We start from the raw sequence: 16,906 nt of genomic DNA on the forward strand, positions 1-16,906 counted from the left end.
GTCCACCCTGCCCGCGCCCGCGTCCCGCGGCTCGATCGTCAAGCCGCTCGCGCACGCCGCGACCGCCCTCGCGCTGCCCGTACCGCGGGTCGACCCGGGCGACCCCAACGCGGGCTTCCTCGCTGGTCTGATGGCGGCGGCTCCGGCCGAGCTGATCACGGCCCTGCACGCGGCACCGGCCACCTCCCTGGAGCTGCGCCTGCGCGAGCTGCGCGCGCTCCTGGAGATGAACGAACAGGCGCCCGCCACCCAGCTCCTGGAGAACCTGGAGCGGGCACACGCCGACGACTGGCGCGTGGTCTGGTACCGCGGTGTGGTGTCGCTCACCACCGGCGACTTCGAGACGGCGGCGCTGTCCTTCGACGCGATCTACGACGCGTTCCCGGGCGAACCCGCCCCCAAGCTGGCGCTCGGCGTCTGCGCGGAGGTCCTCGACCAGCTCGACAACGCCGCCGAGTACTACCGCCTCGTATGGACCACGGACCCCAGCTACGTGAGCGCGGCCTTCGGGCTCGCCCGGGTTCAGCTGGCCGCCGGGGACCGGCGCGGTGCGGTGCGTACCCTGGAGTCCGTACCGGAGGCATCCATTCACTACACGGCGGCGCGGGTCGCGGCCGTACGGGCCCGGCTCCGGGACCAGGCGGTGCACGAACCGCTGCTCGACGATCTGACCGCGGCCGCGGGACAGGTCGAGGCGCTGCAGCAGTTCGGGCTCGACGCCGTACGCCGCGAGCAGTTGTCGGCCGAGGTCCTGGGTACCGCGCTCGACTGGGTACTCTCCGGTAGCCGCGGTGCCGCGCCACCGCAGGGGACCGTGCAGTCGTCGGGCTCCCTGCTGCTCGGCAGCACCCTTGACGAGCGGGGCCTCAGGTTCGGCCTCGAACGCTCGTACCGGATGCTGGCCCGGCTGGCACAGCGCGGTGACGAGAGGATCGAACTGGTGGAGCGGGCCAACCGTTTCCGCCCCCGGACGTGGGTGTGAATTGATGTCGCAGATGCGCCAGCTGACCGAGGGGGCAGAGATGTCGTCGTGCCCGAGCTGCGAGGAGCCGCTGGAGACCGGCGACCTCTACTGCGGCGCGTGCGGGTTCGATCTGTCGGCCGCCCCTGAGCCGGCCGCCGCCGAGGACCACCCGACGATCGCCATCAACGGGGCGTCCGCACAAGGCGGTTCCGCCGCCGAGGAGCCGGCAGGGTCGGTCGAATGGCCCGAGGCCCCGGACATCAGCACGGACACGTCCCACCCGGGCGAGCTGCGCGGCACCGACTCCTCGGGCGGCGAGCTGACCGGCGAGGTGCGGTTCGACCACCCGGCGGGCCCCGACGAGTACGCGCTGCAGGCACCCGACCCGCGTACGGTCGCGCCCCCGGCGGCCACTCCCCCGGCCGGCACCAAGCTCTGCGTCGCCTGCCGTACGGGCACGGTCGACCAGGACGGCTACTGCGAGCACTGCGGCCATGCACAGCCGCGTGAACGCGACCACATGGAGCGGGAGTTGGACGCCGTGGCGGCGGTCAGCGACCGCGGTCTGCGCCACCACCGCAACGAGGACGCGTTCGCGGTCTCCGCGACCGCGCTGCCCGACGGTTCGCCCGCGGTCGTCGCGATCGTCTGCGACGGGGTGTCCTCGGCGACCCGCCCCGACGAGGCCTCGGCCGCGGCCTCACAGGCCGCCAACGAGTCGCTGCTCGCCTCGCTGCCGCGCGGCACGCACCCGCAGCAGGCCATGCACGACGCGATCATCGCGGCGTACGACGCGGTCAACTCCCTTGCGCAGGACCCCACGCACGCCCGCGAGCACGACCCGCACCGCCATCAGAACGCCCCGGCCTGCACCATCGTGGGCTCGGTGATCGCCGGCGGACTCCTGGTCGTGGGCTGGGTCGGTGACTCGCGCGTGTACTGGGTGCCCGAGGACCGCACCTCCCCCGCGGCCCGGCTCACCGAGGACGACTCCTGGGCCGCGCAGATGGTGGCCGCGGGTCTGATGAACGAGGCGGAGGCGTACGCGGACGAGCGCGCCCACGCCATCACGGGCTGGCTCGGCGCCGATGCGTACGAACTGGAGCCGCACACCGCTTCCTTCAAGCCGGACCGTGCGGGTGTAGTGGTGGTGTGCACCGACGGACTGTGGAATTACGCGGAGGGCGCGGCCGAGATGGCCGCCGTCGTGCCGGCCGATGCGGCCGAGCGTCCGCTGCACTGCGCGCAGGTCCTGGTCGGTCACGCTCTGGACGGCGGGGGCCACGACAACGTAACAGTGGCGGTACTGCCGTTCTCCCTTGCACCGCAAGGGGCAGGATCGGCCTGAGACGGGACGCCGCGCCGGGGGTGCGGTACCCACACAACTCGGTTACGTCAGCACAAAGTGCCGCCCAGCCCTGCTCGCGACGGGCAGGGACCGCACGGCGCTGCTGAGGGGGGAGCACAACAGCATGGCGAATTTCTCGAAGTCGAACGTTCCGCAGTTCTCGGTGGACGTCTATCAGAACGAGTACCTGCCCGAGGGCGGTCGTGAAGTCAACGCGATCGTCACCGTGACCTCGACCGGCGGCGGCACCGTCGGCGGCACGGCGGTGCGCGCGTACGCGGCGGGCAGCACGCCGGACGCGGCGGTGGCGATCATGGTGGACTGCTCCGGTTCGATGGACTATCCGCCGACCAAGATGCGCAATGCCCGCGACGCCACGGCCGCGGCGGTCGACACCCTGCGCGACGGCGTGCACTTCGCGATCATCGGCGGTACGCATGTGGCCAAGGAGGTCTATCCGGGCGGCGGTCAGCTCGCCGTGGCCGATGCGACCACCCGCGACCAGGCCAAGCAGGCGCTGCGCAAGCTGAGCGCCGGCGGCGGTACGGCGATCGGCACCTGGCTGAAGCTGGCGGACCGGCTGCTCGCTTCGGCGGACGTCTCCATACGGCACGGGATCCTGCTCACCGACGGGCGCAATGAGCACGAGTCGCCCGAGGACCTGAAGGCGGCGCTCGACGCCTGTGCGGGCCGCTACACCTGTGACGCCCGTGGCGTGGGGACGGACTGGGAGGTCAAGGAGGTCACCGGGATCGCCTCGGCGCTGCTCGGGACCGCCGACATCGTCGCCGACCCGGCCGGGCTCGCCGCCGACTTCACGCAGATGATGGAGGCGGCCATGGGCAAGGAAGTCGCCGATGTGGCGCTGCGGCTGTGGACGCCGGTGGGCACGGAGATCAAGTTCGTGAAGCAAGTCGCGCCGACCGTCGAGGAGTTGACCAGCCGGCGCACCGAGGCGGGTCCGCGGGCCGGTGACTACCCGACCGGCTCCTGGGGTGACGAGTCCCGGGACTATCACGTCTGCGTTCAGGTTCCGAACGCCGATCTGGGTCAGGAGATGCTGGCGGCCCGGGTCTCCCTGGTGGTGCCGCAGGGCGACGGAAGCGTCCAGACGCTGTCGCAGGGCCTCGTACGCGCCGTATGGACCGACGACATGGCGGCCTCCACCTCGATCAACCCGCAGGTGGCCCACTACACCGGGCAGGCCGAGCTGGCCCAGGTCATCCAGCAGGGTCTCGAGGCACGCAAGGCCGGCGACATGGACGGGGCGACAGCCAAGCTGGGCAGGGCAGTTCAGCTCGCGGCGGCCTCCGGGAACGAGGACACTGCGAAACTGCTTGCGAAGGTGGTCGACGTCGAGGACGCCGCGACAGGTACTGTGCGATTGAAGGCGAAGGTCGAGGACGCCGACGAGATGACTCTCGAAACCCGGTCGACCAAGACGGTTCGCGTCAAGAAGTGAACACAGCGCGACGGCATGGCAACGGGCCGTGACGGTAAGGCTCTTGGGCACGCCCCGCGGTACGCCCTGAGTGACGCGCCGAGTACCGAACGTACCGAAAGGTACTGACTGAGCGGCCCCAGCGCCGTAGAAGGAGAGGGGGAAGCGCCGACATGCCGACCTGCCCGAACGGACACCAGTCGGGTTCCGACGACTGGTGCGAGGTCTGCGGCCACCGCATGACCGGTGCGAGCGCGCCCCCCGGCGCCGTCCCTCCGCCCCCGCCGCCCCCGGGCGCCGGTTACGGCTACCCGCAGCAGGGCCAGCAGGGTGGCTACGGCTACCCGCAGGAGGGTGGTTACGGTGCGCCGCAGCCGGCCTCCCCGCCGCAGCTGTGCCCCCAGTGCCAGACCCCGCGTGAGGCGAACGAGCCGTACTGCGAGGAATGCCGCTGGAACTTCCTCACCAACACGGCGACCTCGTACACGCCCGCGGCTCCGCGCCAGCCCGTGCCCGGCATCAATCTGCCGCCGGGGTTCCAGGCGCAGCAGCCGCAGCACGGCGGCGAGTACACCAGCTCGCGCCCCTCGCAGATGAACCGTCCGGCCGAGCCCCTGCACCCGGATCCGTCCGGGCCCATGGGCGGTCCGGGCCAGGGCGGCCCGTTCGGCGGCCCCGGCCCGAACGGACCGCACGGACCGGGGGCCGCCCCCAACGGACCGATGGGCGGACCGCCGCCTCCGCCTCCCGCGCAGGGCTATCAGCAGCCCGGCCCTCCGCCGCCCGGCCCGGGTGCGCCCATGGGCACCCAGGGCGACGACGACTGGATGCTGCCGCCGCCGTCCCAGCAGACCGCGCCGCCGGTCCAGCACCCGCTGGCCGGCGGAGGCTACCCGGCGCCGCAGCAGCAGGCTCCGGCGGGCTGGATGGCGGTGATCGGTCCGGACCGCGAGTACTTCATGGCGATGATGCACCGCAGCGGTCCCGAGGCGGCGAGCCTCAACCTGCCCGCGTACTCCCCGGAGCAGGAGCGCAGACTCACCGGCAACCAGATCACCATCGGCCGCCGCCGCCACTCCACGGGCGAGATCCCGGACATCGACCTCTCGGTCCCGCCGGAGGATCCGGGCGTCTCGCACCAGCACGCGGTCCTGGTCCAGCAGCCGGACGGCGGCTGGGCGGTGGTCGACCAGAACTCGACCAACGGCACGACGGTCAACGGCGGCGAGGAACCGATTCAGCCCTTCGTCCCGGTCCCGCTCCAGGACGGCGACCGTGTCCACGTGGGTGCCTGGACGACGATCACGCTGCGGCGGGGCTGAGGGTTCGGCTTGGCGCCCGGCTTCCCGTTTCGGGGGGCCGGGCGTTTCGTCGTACGCGCTGGTGGGCGTCTGCGGCGGGCCTACTCCCCCACCCCCGTCCCTTCCCGGCTGTGACTTTGTGCGGATCGCCTCAAGCGCCGGCGGGGCCGAGTGGCCACACGTACGGTCCACTCGGATCATCCAGCCAGGCCCACACCGCACCCGACTCCACCGTCACCCCGAACCGCTCCCGCGTCGGCCTGGCCTCGCGCCGCCACAGGGCGAAGGCCTCCTCGGGATCCAGGGAGCCCGAGGTGAGGGTGAGGAGGAAACGGAAGAGTTCGTCCTGGGCGATGCGGCGCGGCAGCGAGGACGCGTAACGGGGACGCTCGGCGTCCCTCGTATCGCCGCGCAGGGGGACGAAGTACGCGGGCGTCTGCAGGAAGCGGCCCTCCGCGTGCGAGCTGTCGCGCACCTCGAGGGCGATGAGCCCCGTCGCCAGCGGCGCCAGGATCCGAGCTCCGGGCCGGCACTGATCGAGCCAGGGCTGCGGGATCGTCGACATCGTGCAGGTCGCGATGATCCGGTCGTACGGGGCACGGGCCGCGCAACCCCGCGCACCGTCGCCCGTGACGACCGCCGGACGGTAGCCGGCCCGGGCCAGATGCCGGCGGGCCGCCTCCGTGATCTCCGGTTCGAGGTCGACCGTGGTGACCAGGTCGTCGCCGAGGCGGTGAGCGAGAAGCGCCGCGTTGTAGCCGGTGCCCGCGCCGATCTCCAGGACCGACTGCCCGTCGTGGACGTCGAGTTCGGCCAGCATCCTCGCCATCAGCGAGGGCTGGCTGCTGGAGGAGACCAGATCGCCGTCGCGCACCCTGGTGGCCAGCGGGGCGTCCGCGTAGACCCCCTGGAGCCAGCGGGCCCTGCGCGCCGCGCTGGGATCCTCGCCCCACAGCCGCTCGTAGCCGCCGGCGACCGAGGCGTAGTAGTACGGCACGAACAGATGCCGCGGGACCTCGGCGAACGCCGCCCGCCACCGGGGCTCCCCGTCGAACGCGCCGCTCTCCTCGATCTCCCGCACCAGACCCGCGCGCGCCACGGCGGCAGCCGCGGCGGCGGGATCGTCGTCACCACGCGCGTCGGGCGGAAGCGGTCCGGACGGAGGCGGTCCGGACGGAGGCGGTCCGGACGGAGGCGGTCCGGACGGAGGCGGTCCGGACGGAGGCGGATCGGACGGAGGCGGCTCGGGCCGACCGGGCTCCGGCCGTTCGGGCCCGGGCCGACCGGACTGACCGGGCTCCGGCTGTTCGGGCTCGGGCTGTTCGGGCTCAAAGGGCGCACCCATATACCCACTGTGCTGCGATTTGCTCCCGGATGCGAGGCCCCGCGCCTGCCGGAGCTGCTGGACAGGAGTCCTAGTCCCCCGGTCCTCGGCCGGTCGGTCTGAGACCATGGAGGAGTGAACGAGATCCCGCGCGGCACGCTTCAGGAGCAGACCTTCTACGAGCAGGTCGGCGGCGAGGAGACCTTCCGGCGCCTGGTGCACCACTTCTACCAGGGGGTTGCCGAGGACCCGCTGCTCAAGCCGATGTACCCGGAGGAGGACCTCGGTCCGGCCGAGGAGCGGCTCGCGCTGTTCCTGATGCAGTACTGGGGCGGGCCCCGTACGTACAGCGACAACCGCGGCCATCCCCGGCTGCGCATGCGGCACGCACCGTTCCAGGTGGACCGGGCCGCGCATGACGCCTGGCTGAAGCACATGCGCGCGGCAGTCGACGAGCTCGGGCTCTCCGAGGAGCACGACCGCACGCTCTGGAACTACCTGACGTACGCGGCCGCCTCGATGGTCAACACCGCGGGCTGAGCGGAAAAGCTCAGCGCACCGAACAGGGAAGCCCCCCTCCGAAGCCCCTTTCGGAGCCCCTTCCGAAGCTCCCTTTCCGGAATGCGGTGCTCCCTCCCCGTATTGCGGTCACGATCTGGTCAAATTCGGCCAGAGAGCGGTTTCCCTTCCCGTATCCGACCTGAAAGAGTCACGGTTCAGGGCTACGGAGCGGGGGCTCCGCCCAGGGGACGGGGACCGGTGATCGGGTGACGGGGTTCATCTTTCTGCGTGTGCGCGCCCACCGGCTGCTGCTCGTGGCCGCGCTGCTCGCGGTCCTCCTGACCACGTCCGTGCTCGCCACCCTCACCGGTTTCTCGGGGGCGATCGGCGATGCGGCCCTGCGCCACTCCCTGTTGACCCGTTCCGCGGCGCCGGCGTCCTTGGTCGTACGGACGGATGTCACGCCCGGGGAGAGAGCCGAGGTCGAGCGGAAGGTCGAGGCCGGGGCGCGGCGCGTTTTCGACGGACTGCCGGTCTCCCTGCGCGCGTACGAGAAGTCCAGCCCGTATGCGCTGCCGCGCTCCTTCCAGGCGCCGCAGGACCGCTCGGGCGATCCCTATCTCACCCATCTCGCGGACCTGGACCGTTCCAGGATCCGGCTCGTCGAGGGCGCCTGGCCGAAGGCCGCGGACAAGGGCGCCATCCAGGTGGCGCTCCCCCAAGCCGCCGCCAAGGAGCTGAAGTTGGCCCCGGGCGGTCCGCCCGTGAAGCTCGCCGACCGGCTCGACGGCCCGCCCGTGACCGTCCAGGTGACCGGCGTCTATCAGCCCGAGGACGCCACGGATCCGTACTGGCAGGTCGACGAGTTGAACGGGCGCGGTGCCCGCAAGCTCGACTTCACCACCTACGGTCCGCTGCTGACCGACCCGGCCACGTTCGCCGAGGGCCGTGTGCAGCCCGGGGACAGCGCCTGGCTCGCGACCGCCGACTTCCGTGACGTACGGGTGGACCGCATCGCGGACTTGAAGGAGGCTGCCGAGAAGGGCAGCGCGCAGTTCGCGAAGATCTCCGGGATCACCGCAGGACTCACCGCCGACACCCAACTGCCCACTGTGCTCGAACGGGCCGAACGCTCCCTGCTCGTGGCCCGCTCGACCCTGCTCATCGTCGCGCTCCAGCTGATCCTGCTCGCCGGATACGCGCTGCTGCTCGTCGCACGACTGCTGTCATCCGAACGCGCCGGAGAAACGGATCTCCTCGTGGCGCGCGGCGGTTCCCGCGGCCGCGTCGCCTGGTTCTCGGCCGCCGAGTCGCTGCTGCTCGCGGTGCCCGCCGCGCTGCTCTCGCCGCTGCTCGCGGGCCCGTTGACGAAACTCCTCGCCGGTCAGGGCGCGCTCGAGCGCATCGGTCTCGAGCTGGAGACCGCACCGACCTTCGCCGTGTGGCTGGTCGCTCTGATCGTGGCGCTCGGCTGCGCGACCGCCGTGGTCGCGCCCGCGCTGTCGTTCACCGGGCTGCGCCGCTCGGTCCGGATGAAGTCGCTGCCCGCGCCGGTCCGCGCGGGCGCCGATGTCGGCCTCCTGGTGATCGCCGCCGTGGCGTACTGGCAGCTGGACCGGCAGACCTCCGGCGGCGGTGTGCTCAGCGGGGACACCGAGGGCGAACTCGGCGTGGACCCGCTGCTCGTCGGCGCCCCCGCGCTCGCGCTGCTCGCCGGCACGATCCTGACGCTGCGGCTGCTCCCGCCGGCCGCGAAGCTCGGCGAACGCCGGGCCGCCAAGGGGCGCGGACTGCCCGGCGCACTGGCCGGCTGGCAGCTGAGCCGGCGCCCGTTGCGGGGCGCCGGGCCGGTGCTGCTGCTCGTACTGGCCGTCGCCATGGGCATGTTGGCGATCGGCCAGGGCGCGTCGTGGGACCGGTCCCAGGAGGACCAGGCCGACTTCAGGGCCGGCTCAGAGGTACGGGTACAGGGCGGACGGATACCCGGTGCGGACCAAGGCGCGGTGTACTCCTCGCTTGCCGGAGTGCGCGCGGCCGCGCCCGCGGTGCGCACCACGATGGAGCTGTCGGGCGAGCGCTCGGCACAGGTGCTCGTGATGGACACCCGGCACGCGGCGGACGGCATGCTGCTGCGTGAGGACCTGGGCAGCGGGCGCGAGCTCCGGAACGCGCTCGACACAGGGAAGAAGACCGCCCCGTACGGGTTCGAAATCCCCTCCGAGGCCGATCAGTTGGCGGCCTCCGTACGGATCGACTCCCCGCGTCCGAGCGAGCCGGGACCGACGACGGTGAACGCCCTCCTGGAAAACCGGTACGGCGGCACCGAGACCCTGGAACTCGGCCGGGTGTCGGCGGACGGCCGCACCCGCACCCTCACCGCCGAGTTCGCGAAGTACGGGCCCTACCGCCTGATCGGATTCGAACTCCTGGTACCGGCGTCCCCGGTGAAGGCCGAGGCGCACGAGTTCGCGGTCACGGCGCTCAGCGCAGGCGGGCGCGAGCTCACCGCCCCGGCCGGACAGCGCTGGGCGGGAGCCGCCGAGGACCTCGCCCCCGCCGAGGACTCCACCGATACGGAGGGGCCCCAGACCGCCGTGGACACCGGGTCCACGGCGGGTGCGCCCGTCTCGGCCTCGTACGAGACGACCGTGGGCTGGTTGAGCCCCGGTGATCACCTCGAGCGCCGGGTACGGATCACCGCCGCGCGACCGGAGGCTCCGGTGCCCGCCGCCGTGGTGACCGAGCGCTTCCTCGAAGCGAGCGGCGCGAAGGTCGGCGCTTCGGTCGATCTGCCCGTGTCGAACTCACCTGTGCGCGTACGGATCGCGAAGGTCGTGCCCGAGCTGCCGACGACCGTCACGAACGGCGGCGCGGTCCTCGTCGACCTGCGCGCGGTGAATGCGGTGCTCGCGCAGGAGGACAAACCCCCGCTCGTTCCGAACGAGTGGTGGCTGACCACCGATCCCGGCAACGGCGACCGGATCGCCGGCGAACTGCGGGCGCGGCCCGATGTCGATCCCGAGCTGATCCTCGTACGGGACGAGATCGCCGAGGAGCTGCGGGACGATCCGCTCGGCGCCGGACCGCAGTCGGCCTTGCTCGCGGTCGCCTTGGTGGCCGCGGCGCTCGCAGCCGTGGGCTTCGCGGTGAGCGCCGCCGGTTCGCTCAGGGAACGGGCCGCCGAGTTCTCGGTGCTACGGGCTCTGGGCACGCCGCAACGCCAACTCGCGCGGCTGATCGCGGCCGAGCAGGGCGCACTGATCGGCCTCGCACTCCTTGTCGGTCTGGCGCTCGGCACCGTACTGACCCGGGCCGTGGTGCCGCTGATCGTGCTGACCGGGGACGCGGGCAAGCCCGTGCCGTGGGTGCTCGTGGAGCTGCCCGTGGGCCGGGTGGCGATCCTGCTCGCGGCAGTCGCGGCGGTACCGGTCCTCGTGATCGCGGCGATCGCACTCAGGCGGACCGAGCCAGTGGTCTCGCTGCGTCACGATGGGGGCAACTGACATGGCGGTGAAGGCAGTTGCGCCTTGGGTGCGGACCCGGCTGAAGGCCGCTCCGCTGCCGGCGGTGGCGCTGGCGCTCCTGGTCCTGGTGACCTCGTTCCTGGCGGCGGTGTTTCCGCGTGCCGTCGAGACCTACGAGACCAACGGGCTGCGGACCGCCTTGGCCGATGCGGGCCTCAACCGCAGCGGGATCGAAGTCGGCATGCAGACCGCAGGCGATTACGCGCCCGGGGACGAGTTCAGCTTCGCCCCGGACGCGCTCCGCCCGATGGGGCCGAGCATCCTCGCGCAGGTGAAGGCTCCGCTGGTCCCCGACCGTTCCGAGATCGCCCGGGGCGTGCAGACCAACCGGCCCAAGGCGGCCACCGACACATGGCTGCCGCGACCGGAGGCCAAATCACCGGAGTTCCTGATCTCCGCCCAGGACGAGGTCGGCCGGCACTCACGGCTCGTCGAAGGCCGGCTGCCGCAGGGTGAGGGAGTCACCTCCCAGAGCAGGGAGGCCGAGGGCGTGGTCACCGCGGAGACGGCCAAGGCCTTGAAGATCGAGGTGGGTTCGGTCATCCACTTCACCCGCCTCGAAGGCGGGAAGGTGGGCGTGAAGGTCACGGGGATCGTCGAACCCCGCAATCCCCAGGGGAGTTACTGGGCCTTCGACCCGACGCTCCGCACCCCGTCCCTGGCCTGGTCCCCGCCGGCGCCGGATCCGGTGAGGTACTGGCTGGCGGGCCTGCTGCTCGCGCCGGAGGCTTCGGGGTTCCTCCTGAACCTCGACGCCGGCCCCTACGCCTACTGGCGGATCCCGTCGGACATCGACTCCCTCGACGTCAACGATCTCGAGGCCGTCGAGGCCCGAGTGGCCTCGCTCGAGAACGGACCCGCGCTCGCCAGACTGCGGGACTCCACGTGGCTGAACGCCACCGCGAACACCGATCTGGACCGGCTCCTCGCCGAGTTCAAGAGCTCACGGGACGCGATCACCCCCGTCGTGTCCGTCGCCGTATACGGCATCGGCGCGGTCGCCCTGGTCGTGCTCCTGATGACCGGCGCCCTCACCGCGGCCCGGCGCACCGGCGAGGTCACCCTGCTGCGCGCCCGTGGTGGTTCGGTGCGCGGGATCACCGGCCGGATCTGCGCCGAGACCGCCGTGGTCGCCGTGCCCGCCGCCGCGCTCGGCTGGTGGCTGGCGACCCTGGTCAGGCCCGAGGCGCGGCTCGTCCCCTCGCTCGTCGGCGCGGCCCTTGTCGCTGTGATCGCGCTGACGGCTCTTCCGGTACGCGCGGTCGTCGGCCATCTGCGGCTGCGTGCCCACGGCGGGCGCGACGACCTGGTCGACGCCAGGCCTTCACCGCGCCGCACGATCGCCGAACTGACCGCCCTCGTCCTGGCCGTGGGCGCCGTGGCGGCCCTGCGCCGGCGCGGCAGCGAGGAAGCGGACGGCCTGGTCAGCGCCGCTCCGGTGATGGTGGCCCTGATCGCCGCGCTGCTTCTCGTACGGCTCTATCCGCTGCCCATCCGTATCGCCGGCCGTCCCCTGATGCGCCGGCGCGGAGCGATCGGTTTCCTCTCGCTGGCGCGGGCCGGACGCACCTCGGCCGCGCAGGCGCTGCCGCTGCTCGCGCTGCTCGTGGCGCTGACCACGGCGGCCTTCGGCGGTTCGGTGATCGCCGGGATCGCCGACGCGCGTGACGAAGCGGCGCTGCAGGCGGTCGGCGCGGACGTACGGATCAACGCGCAGCCCAACAAGTCGCTGCCGAAGGAACTCGCCGGACGGCTGCGCGCACTCGACGGCATCCGCGAGGTCAGCCCCGTCTACCTCGACGCCAATCTGCGGATGCCCGACGGCGGCAAGGAGATCACGCTGATCGCGGTGGACCCCGAGTCCTACGCACGGCTGTCCGACCGCACCGGTCAGGGCACTTTCTCCGCGGGCGAGTTGAAGGCCGCCGGCTCCGGCGCCCTGCCCGCGCTCGCCACACCGAAGGCCGCCGAGCGGCTCGGCCGCGGCGAGCACGCCCTGCGCACCCCGGCGGGTGACTTCACGGCCAAGGTGACGGGGGTGCGCGAGACGACGCCCGCGAGTTTCGGGGCGGAGTTCCTGCTGATCGACGCGAGCCGGCTGCCGGACGCCTACGACAGCGCGCTGTTCGCCACGGGCAGCGGATACGACCCGGCGAAGCTGCGCAAGGCGGTGGCCACCGCGGGCGACTCGGTCGCCTTCGAGCAGCGCACCGAGGAACGCGCCGCCATGGCCGACTCCCCGCTGCAGAGCGGCGCCGAGACGGTGTACGGCTTCGCGGTGGCGGCCGGAGCGGGCTATGCCGTACTGGCCGTGCTGCTCTCCCTGCTGCAGTCCGCGCCCGAACGCACCGCGCTGGTCGCGAGGTTGCGCACCATGGGCCTCGGCAAGGGGCAGGCCAGGCGGCTGCTCGTTCTCGAAGCGCTGCCGCAGGCGCTGCTCGCCGCGGTCGGCGGTGCGCTGGTCGCCGTCGCCGCGATGGAGCTGCTCGCGCCGGGGCTCGAACTCGGCCAGATCGCGCTCGCCGCACAGGCCGATGTCTTCGGCGACGTACAACTGCGCATGGACCCCTGGTCGTTGCTGGTGCCCGCGGGCGGGGTGGTGCTGCTCGCCGTCTCGGTCGCCCTCGTACAGGCCTGGTGGACGGCACGGCAGACCTCCCTCACCGAACTCAGGGCTGGAGATTCGCGATGACCACTTCCGAGACGACGGCCGTGACCCTCGCCGAGCTGGAACAGCGGGCCGCGAGCCGCCGCGACCGGCCCGCGTACGGGCATGACGCGCTGATCTCCTGCGACCGCCTGGTCCGTATCTTCACGGCCGACGGGGTCGAGGTGCAGGCGCTCCAGGGCCTCGATCTGCTCGTCACCAAGGGCGAGTTGATGGCTCTGGTCGGCGCGTCCGGCAGCGGCAAGTCGACGCTGATGAACATCCTCGCCGGCCTCGACGAGCCCACGGCGGGCCAGGCGAAGGTGGCGGACTGCGATCTGCTGTCGATGGGCGCCAAGGAGCGGCTGCGCTATCGCCGCGAGATCGTCGGTTTCGTCTGGCAGCAGACCGGCCGCAATCTGCTGCCGTATCTGACCGCGGCGCAGAACGTGGCCCTTCCGATGCAGCTGCGCGGCGTAAGGGGCAGGGCGAAGAAGGCGGCACGGGCCGAGGAGCTGCTCGAGCTGCTCGGCGTGGGCGAGCTGCGCGACCGGCGGCCCGCCCAGCTGTCCGGCGGTCAGCAGCAGCGGGTCGCGATCGCCGTGGCGCTCGCCAACGATCCCGAGGTGCTGCTCGCCGACGAACCCACGGGTGAGCTGGACTCGGCGACCGGGCGGATGATTTTCGAGTCGTTCCGCGCGGCCAACGAGGAGCTCGGCACGACGATCGTGATCGTCACGCACGACCAGACGGTGGCCACGGAGGTCCGCCGCACGGTCGCGATCCGCGACGGCCGCACGTCCACGGAGGTCCTGCGGCGTACGCGGGTGGACGAGACCACGGGCGAGGAGCACCTGATCGCCCGCGAGTACGCCATGCTCGACCGCGCCGGCCGCCTCCAGCTCCCCGCCGAGTACACCCAGACGCTGGGGATGCGGGACCGGGTGGCCCTGGAGCTGGAGACGGATCACATCGGGGTGTGGCCGGACGATTCCGGGGACGCTCACGCGTAGGGCGGGGTGGCCTGAACCCCCGTGCCCCTAAAGGGGCGTGACCCCGAGGCCAGGCAACCCACCCGCCTTGCGCAAGGCCACCGACCCGTACGGCGTACGCAGCCGCAGCCACGAACCGGCCGTCAGCAGATCCGCAGACGCATCGGGCCGCAACAGCCCGAAGACATACGCAGCATGCGCGGCCCGCAACGGAAGCGGAGTGGACCCGAGGGTCCGCCCCCAGATCTCCGCCCCGATCCGGTCGAGTTCACCGCGCGTGCGCTTGTCCTCGGGAAGCTCCTCGACGCGCCCCTTGAACTCACCGACCGCCGCCTGCACCGCAAGCCCCAACGGCCCGCTCTCCGGCAGTCCTTCCTGCTTGTGCCAGCCACCGCGCGGCGGCAGCATTCCGGCCCACGCGGGCCCGGTCACGGCGGTGGGGACGGTCACCGCCGCGGGTTCGACGGCCTCCAGGAGCTCGCCCGCCGAGACCGTACGGTCGAGCTCGGCGGCCTCGGCAAGCGCGACGACCCGTACGACCACGACATCCAGCGCAGGCGCCCGCCCGAAAACGGCGAGCGCCTCCCCCGCGGCCTGCAACCGGACCGCGGCGGCCCGGTCGTACTTGAGGAGCCGCTGAAGGAAGGCGGCGAGCGACGCCGCCTCCCCCTCAGCGGCCAGCGGCAGCACGGTCATGCCGCGACGGCCTCTGCTTCCTTGCCGTCCTTCTTGTTCTCACCGGTGTCATCGGCGTACTCCTCGAGGAACTCCCGCTCCTCGGCGGTGATCCGCCGCGGCCGCTGGGCCTCGAAGTCGAACGGCACGATGACGGTCGAGGCCCGTACGTACACGGCGTCCTCGTCCTTCACCTCGTACTCGATCGTGAACGAAGCCGCTCGTATCTTCGTGACCCACAGCTCGATGCTCACCGGACGGTGCCGGTGCACCAACTGCCGCTTGTAGTCGATCTCATGGCGTGCCACGACCGACCCCTGCTGGAAGTCCTTGTCCGGGCGGAACAGGAAGTCGATACGCGCTTCTTCGAGATACCGAAGAAAGACCACATTGTTGATGTGGCCGTACGCATCCATGTCCGCCCAGCGCAAGGGGCAGGCGTATACGTGGCGAGCCATCAGCCGCGGGTCAGCTTCTTGTAGGTGGCGCGGTGCGGACGGGCCGCGTCCGGGCCGAGCCGCTCGATCTTGTTCTTCTCGTACGACTCGAAGTTGCCCTCGAACCAGAACCACTTGGAGTCACCCTCGTACGCGAGGATGTGCGTGGCCACCCGGTCCAGGAACCACCGGTCGTGGGAGACGACCACGGCCGCACCGGGGAACTCGAGAAGAGCGTTCTCGAGACTGCTCAGGGTCTCGACGTCCAGGTCGTTCGTCGGCTCGTCGAGGAGCAGCAGGTTGCCGCCCTGCTTGAGGGTCAGCGCGAGGTTGAGGCGGTTGCGCTCACCACCGGAGAGCACACCGGCCGGCTTCTGCTGGTCCGGCCCCTTGAAGCCGAAGGCGCTGACGTACGCGCGGCTCGGCATCTCGACCTGGCCGACGTTGATGTAGTCGAGCTCGTCGGAGACGACGGCCCACAGCGTCTTCTTCGGGTCGATGTTGCCGCGGGTCTGGTCGACGTAGGAGATCTTGACCGTGTCGCCAACCTTGATCTCGCCGGAGTCCGGCGTCTCCAGGCCCTGGATCATCTTGAACAGCGTGGTCTTGCCCGCACCGTTCGGACCGATGACGCCCACGATGCCGTTGCGCGGCAGCGTGAAGCTGAGGTCGTCGATGAGGACCTTGTCGCCGAACGCCTTGCTGAGGTTGTTGACCTCGACGACGATCGAGCCCAGACGCGGGCCCGGCGGGATCTGGATCTCCTCGAAGTCCAGCTTCCGCATCTTGTCGGCCTCGGCGGCCATCTCCTCGTAACGAGCAAGACGCGCCTTGGACTTGGCCTGCCGCCCCTTGGCGTTGGAGCGCACCCACTCCAGCTCTTCCTTGAGCCGCTTCTGGCGCTTCTCGTCCTTCTTGCCCTCGACCTTGAGGCGCTCGGACTTGCGCTGCAGATACGTGGAGTAGTTGCCCTCGTAGGGGATCGCGCGGCCGCGGTCCAGCTCGAGGATCCACTCGGCGACGTTGTCGAGGAAGTACCGGTCGTGGGTGATGGCCACGACGGTGCCCTTGTACTGGGCGAGGTGCTGCTCCAGCCAGTTCACGGACTCGGCGTCGAGGTGGTTGGTGGGCTCGTCGAGGAGCAGCAGGTCGGGCGCCTCGATGAGGAGACGGCAGAGCGCTACGCGGCGCTTCTCACCACCGGAGAGGTTGGTGACGGGCCAGTCGCCGGGCGGGCAGCCCAGGGCGTCCATGGCCTGCTCCAGCTGGGCGTCCAGGTCCCACGCGTTGGCGTGGTCCAGGTCCTCCTGGAGCTTGCCCATCTCCTCCATGAGCGCGTCGCTGTAGTCGGTGGCCATGAGCTCGGCCACCTCGTTGAAGCGCTTGAGCTTGCCCATGATCTCGGCGGCGCCGTCCTGCACGTTCTCCAGAACGGTCTTGGACTCGTCGAGCTCGGGCTCCTGCATGAGGATGCCGACGCTGTAACCGGGCGACAGGAAGGCGTCACCGTTGGACGGCTGCTCGATGCCGGCCATGATCTTCAGCACGGTGGACTTACCCGCACCGTTGGGACCGACCACACCGATCTTCGCGCCGGGCAGGAAGTTCAAGGTGACGTCATCAAGAATCACCTTGTCGCCGTGCGCCTTGCGCGTCTTGCGCATGGTGTAGATGAACTCAGCCAAGAGAAACCGTCCGGCAAACTGGAAGTGGGCAGATACACCCCATCTTGCCTGACGGCCACCCCTCGGG

General features: G+C 71.4%; 12 protein-coding genes. 8 read left to right on the forward strand and 4 right to left on the reverse strand.

Annotated elements, in window-relative coordinates:
• The 4 genes from ABT367_RS18400 to ABT367_RS18415 form a co-directional block, all read left to right on the forward strand.
• Positions 1-982, forward strand: a 982-nt coding sequence (locus tag ABT367_RS18400) for a tetratricopeptide repeat protein (RefSeq protein ID WP_352254128.1), incomplete at its 5' end; no start/stop codon positions are given.
• 13 nt (positions 983-995) lie between these two features.
• Positions 996-2,312, forward strand: coding sequence for a PP2C family protein-serine/threonine phosphatase (locus ABT367_RS18405; RefSeq protein ID WP_352254178.1), 1,317 nt, complete (start codon positions 996-998; stop codon positions 2,310-2,312).
• A gap of 124 nt (positions 2,313-2,436) precedes the next feature.
• Positions 2,437-3,774, forward strand: coding sequence for a vWA domain-containing protein (locus ABT367_RS18410; RefSeq protein WP_352254129.1), 1,338 nt, complete (start codon positions 2,437-2,439; stop codon positions 3,772-3,774).
• Positions 3,775-3,926: 152 nt separating this feature from the next.
• Positions 3,927-5,075, forward strand: a complete 1,149-nt coding sequence (locus tag ABT367_RS18415) for an FHA domain-containing protein (protein ID WP_352254130.1) — start codon at positions 3,927-3,929, stop codon at positions 5,073-5,075.
• 130 nt (positions 5,076-5,205) lie between these two features.
• Here ABT367_RS18415 and ABT367_RS18420 read toward each other — a convergent pair whose 3' ends face one another.
• Complete coding sequence (locus tag ABT367_RS18420; protein ID WP_352254131.1) at positions 5,206-6,153, reverse strand: methyltransferase domain-containing protein; 948 nt, start codon at positions 6,151-6,153, stop codon at positions 5,206-5,208.
• A 360-nt stretch (positions 6,154-6,513) separates the two neighbouring features.
• On the opposite strand from ABT367_RS18420, the gene ABT367_RS18425 reads away from it, so the two are divergent.
• The 4 genes from ABT367_RS18425 (at position 6,514) to ABT367_RS18440 (ending at position 14,063) form a co-directional block, all read left to right on the forward strand.
• Positions 6,514-6,918: a globin gene (locus ABT367_RS18425; protein ID WP_165335782.1), complete on the forward strand. Its 405-nt coding sequence runs from the start codon at positions 6,514-6,516 to the stop codon at positions 6,916-6,918.
• A 251-nt stretch (positions 6,919-7,169) separates the two neighbouring features.
• Positions 7,170-10,382 carry an FtsX-like permease family protein gene (locus ABT367_RS18430; protein ID WP_434975489.1) on the forward strand — a complete coding sequence of 1,071 codons (3,213 nt, stop codon included), beginning with the start codon at positions 7,170-7,172 and terminating at the stop codon, positions 10,380-10,382.
• A 1-nt stretch (position 10,383) separates the two neighbouring features.
• Positions 10,384-13,095, forward strand: coding sequence for an FtsX-like permease family protein (locus ABT367_RS18435; protein ID WP_352254133.1), 2,712 nt, complete (start codon positions 10,384-10,386; stop codon positions 13,093-13,095).
• On the forward strand, positions 13,092-14,063 hold the full coding sequence (locus tag ABT367_RS18440) for an ABC transporter ATP-binding protein (protein ID WP_352254134.1): 972 nt from the start codon (positions 13,092-13,094) through the stop codon (positions 14,061-14,063). The genes ABT367_RS18435 and ABT367_RS18440 overlap by 4 nt, the downstream gene beginning before the upstream one ends.
• 27 nt (positions 14,064-14,090) lie before the next feature.
• On the opposite strand, the gene ABT367_RS18445 is transcribed toward ABT367_RS18440, so the two are convergent.
• From ABT367_RS18445 to ettA, 3 genes are read right to left on the reverse strand one after another with little or no spacing between them, the layout of a single operon-like run.
• Entirely contained in the window at positions 14,091-14,738 is a 648-nt protein-coding gene (locus tag ABT367_RS18445; RefSeq protein ID WP_352254135.1) for a hypothetical protein, read from the reverse strand.
• On the reverse strand, positions 14,735-15,175 hold the full coding sequence (locus ABT367_RS18450; protein WP_352254136.1) for an acyl-CoA thioesterase: 441 nt from the start codon (positions 15,173-15,175) through the stop codon (positions 14,735-14,737). The genes ABT367_RS18445 and ABT367_RS18450 overlap by 4 nt, the downstream gene beginning before the upstream one ends.
• On the reverse strand, positions 15,175-16,839 hold the full coding sequence (ettA, locus tag ABT367_RS18455; protein ID WP_352254137.1) for an energy-dependent translational throttle protein EttA: 1,665 nt from the start codon (positions 16,837-16,839) through the stop codon (positions 15,175-15,177). Before ettA ends, ABT367_RS18450 begins: the two co-directional genes overlap by 1 nt.
• Positions 16,840-16,906: the final 67 nt, after the last annotated feature.

Origin of the sequence: Streptomyces mesophilus, assembly GCF_040300965.1 — a bacterium.
GTDB classification, from domain to species: domain Bacteria; phylum Actinomycetota; class Actinomycetes; order Streptomycetales; family Streptomycetaceae; genus Streptomyces; species Streptomyces mesophilus_A.

Coding starts and splice junctions, on each gene's coding strand:
- ABT367_RS18415 (WP_352254130.1), top strand. CDS start 3,927: ATGCCGACCTGCCCGAACGGACACCAGTCGGGTTCCGACGACTGGTGC.
- ABT367_RS18410 (WP_352254129.1), top strand. CDS start 2,437: ATGGCGAATTTCTCGAAGTCGAACGTTCCGCAGTTCTCGGTGGACGTC.
- ABT367_RS18435 (WP_352254133.1), top strand. CDS start 10,384: ATGGCGGTGAAGGCAGTTGCGCCTTGGGTGCGGACCCGGCTGAAGGCC.
- ABT367_RS18440 (WP_352254134.1), top strand. CDS start 13,092: ATGACCACTTCCGAGACGACGGCCGTGACCCTCGCCGAGCTGGAACAG.
- ABT367_RS18405 (WP_352254178.1), top strand. CDS start 996: ATGCGCCAGCTGACCGAGGGGGCAGAGATGTCGTCGTGCCCGAGCTGC.
- ABT367_RS18445 (WP_352254135.1), bottom strand. CDS start 14,738: ATGACCGTGCTGCCGCTGGCCGCTGAGGGGGAGGCGGCGTCGCTCGCC.
- ABT367_RS18450 (WP_352254136.1), bottom strand. CDS start 15,175: ATGGCTCGCCACGTATACGCCTGCCCCTTGCGCTGGGCGGACATGGAT.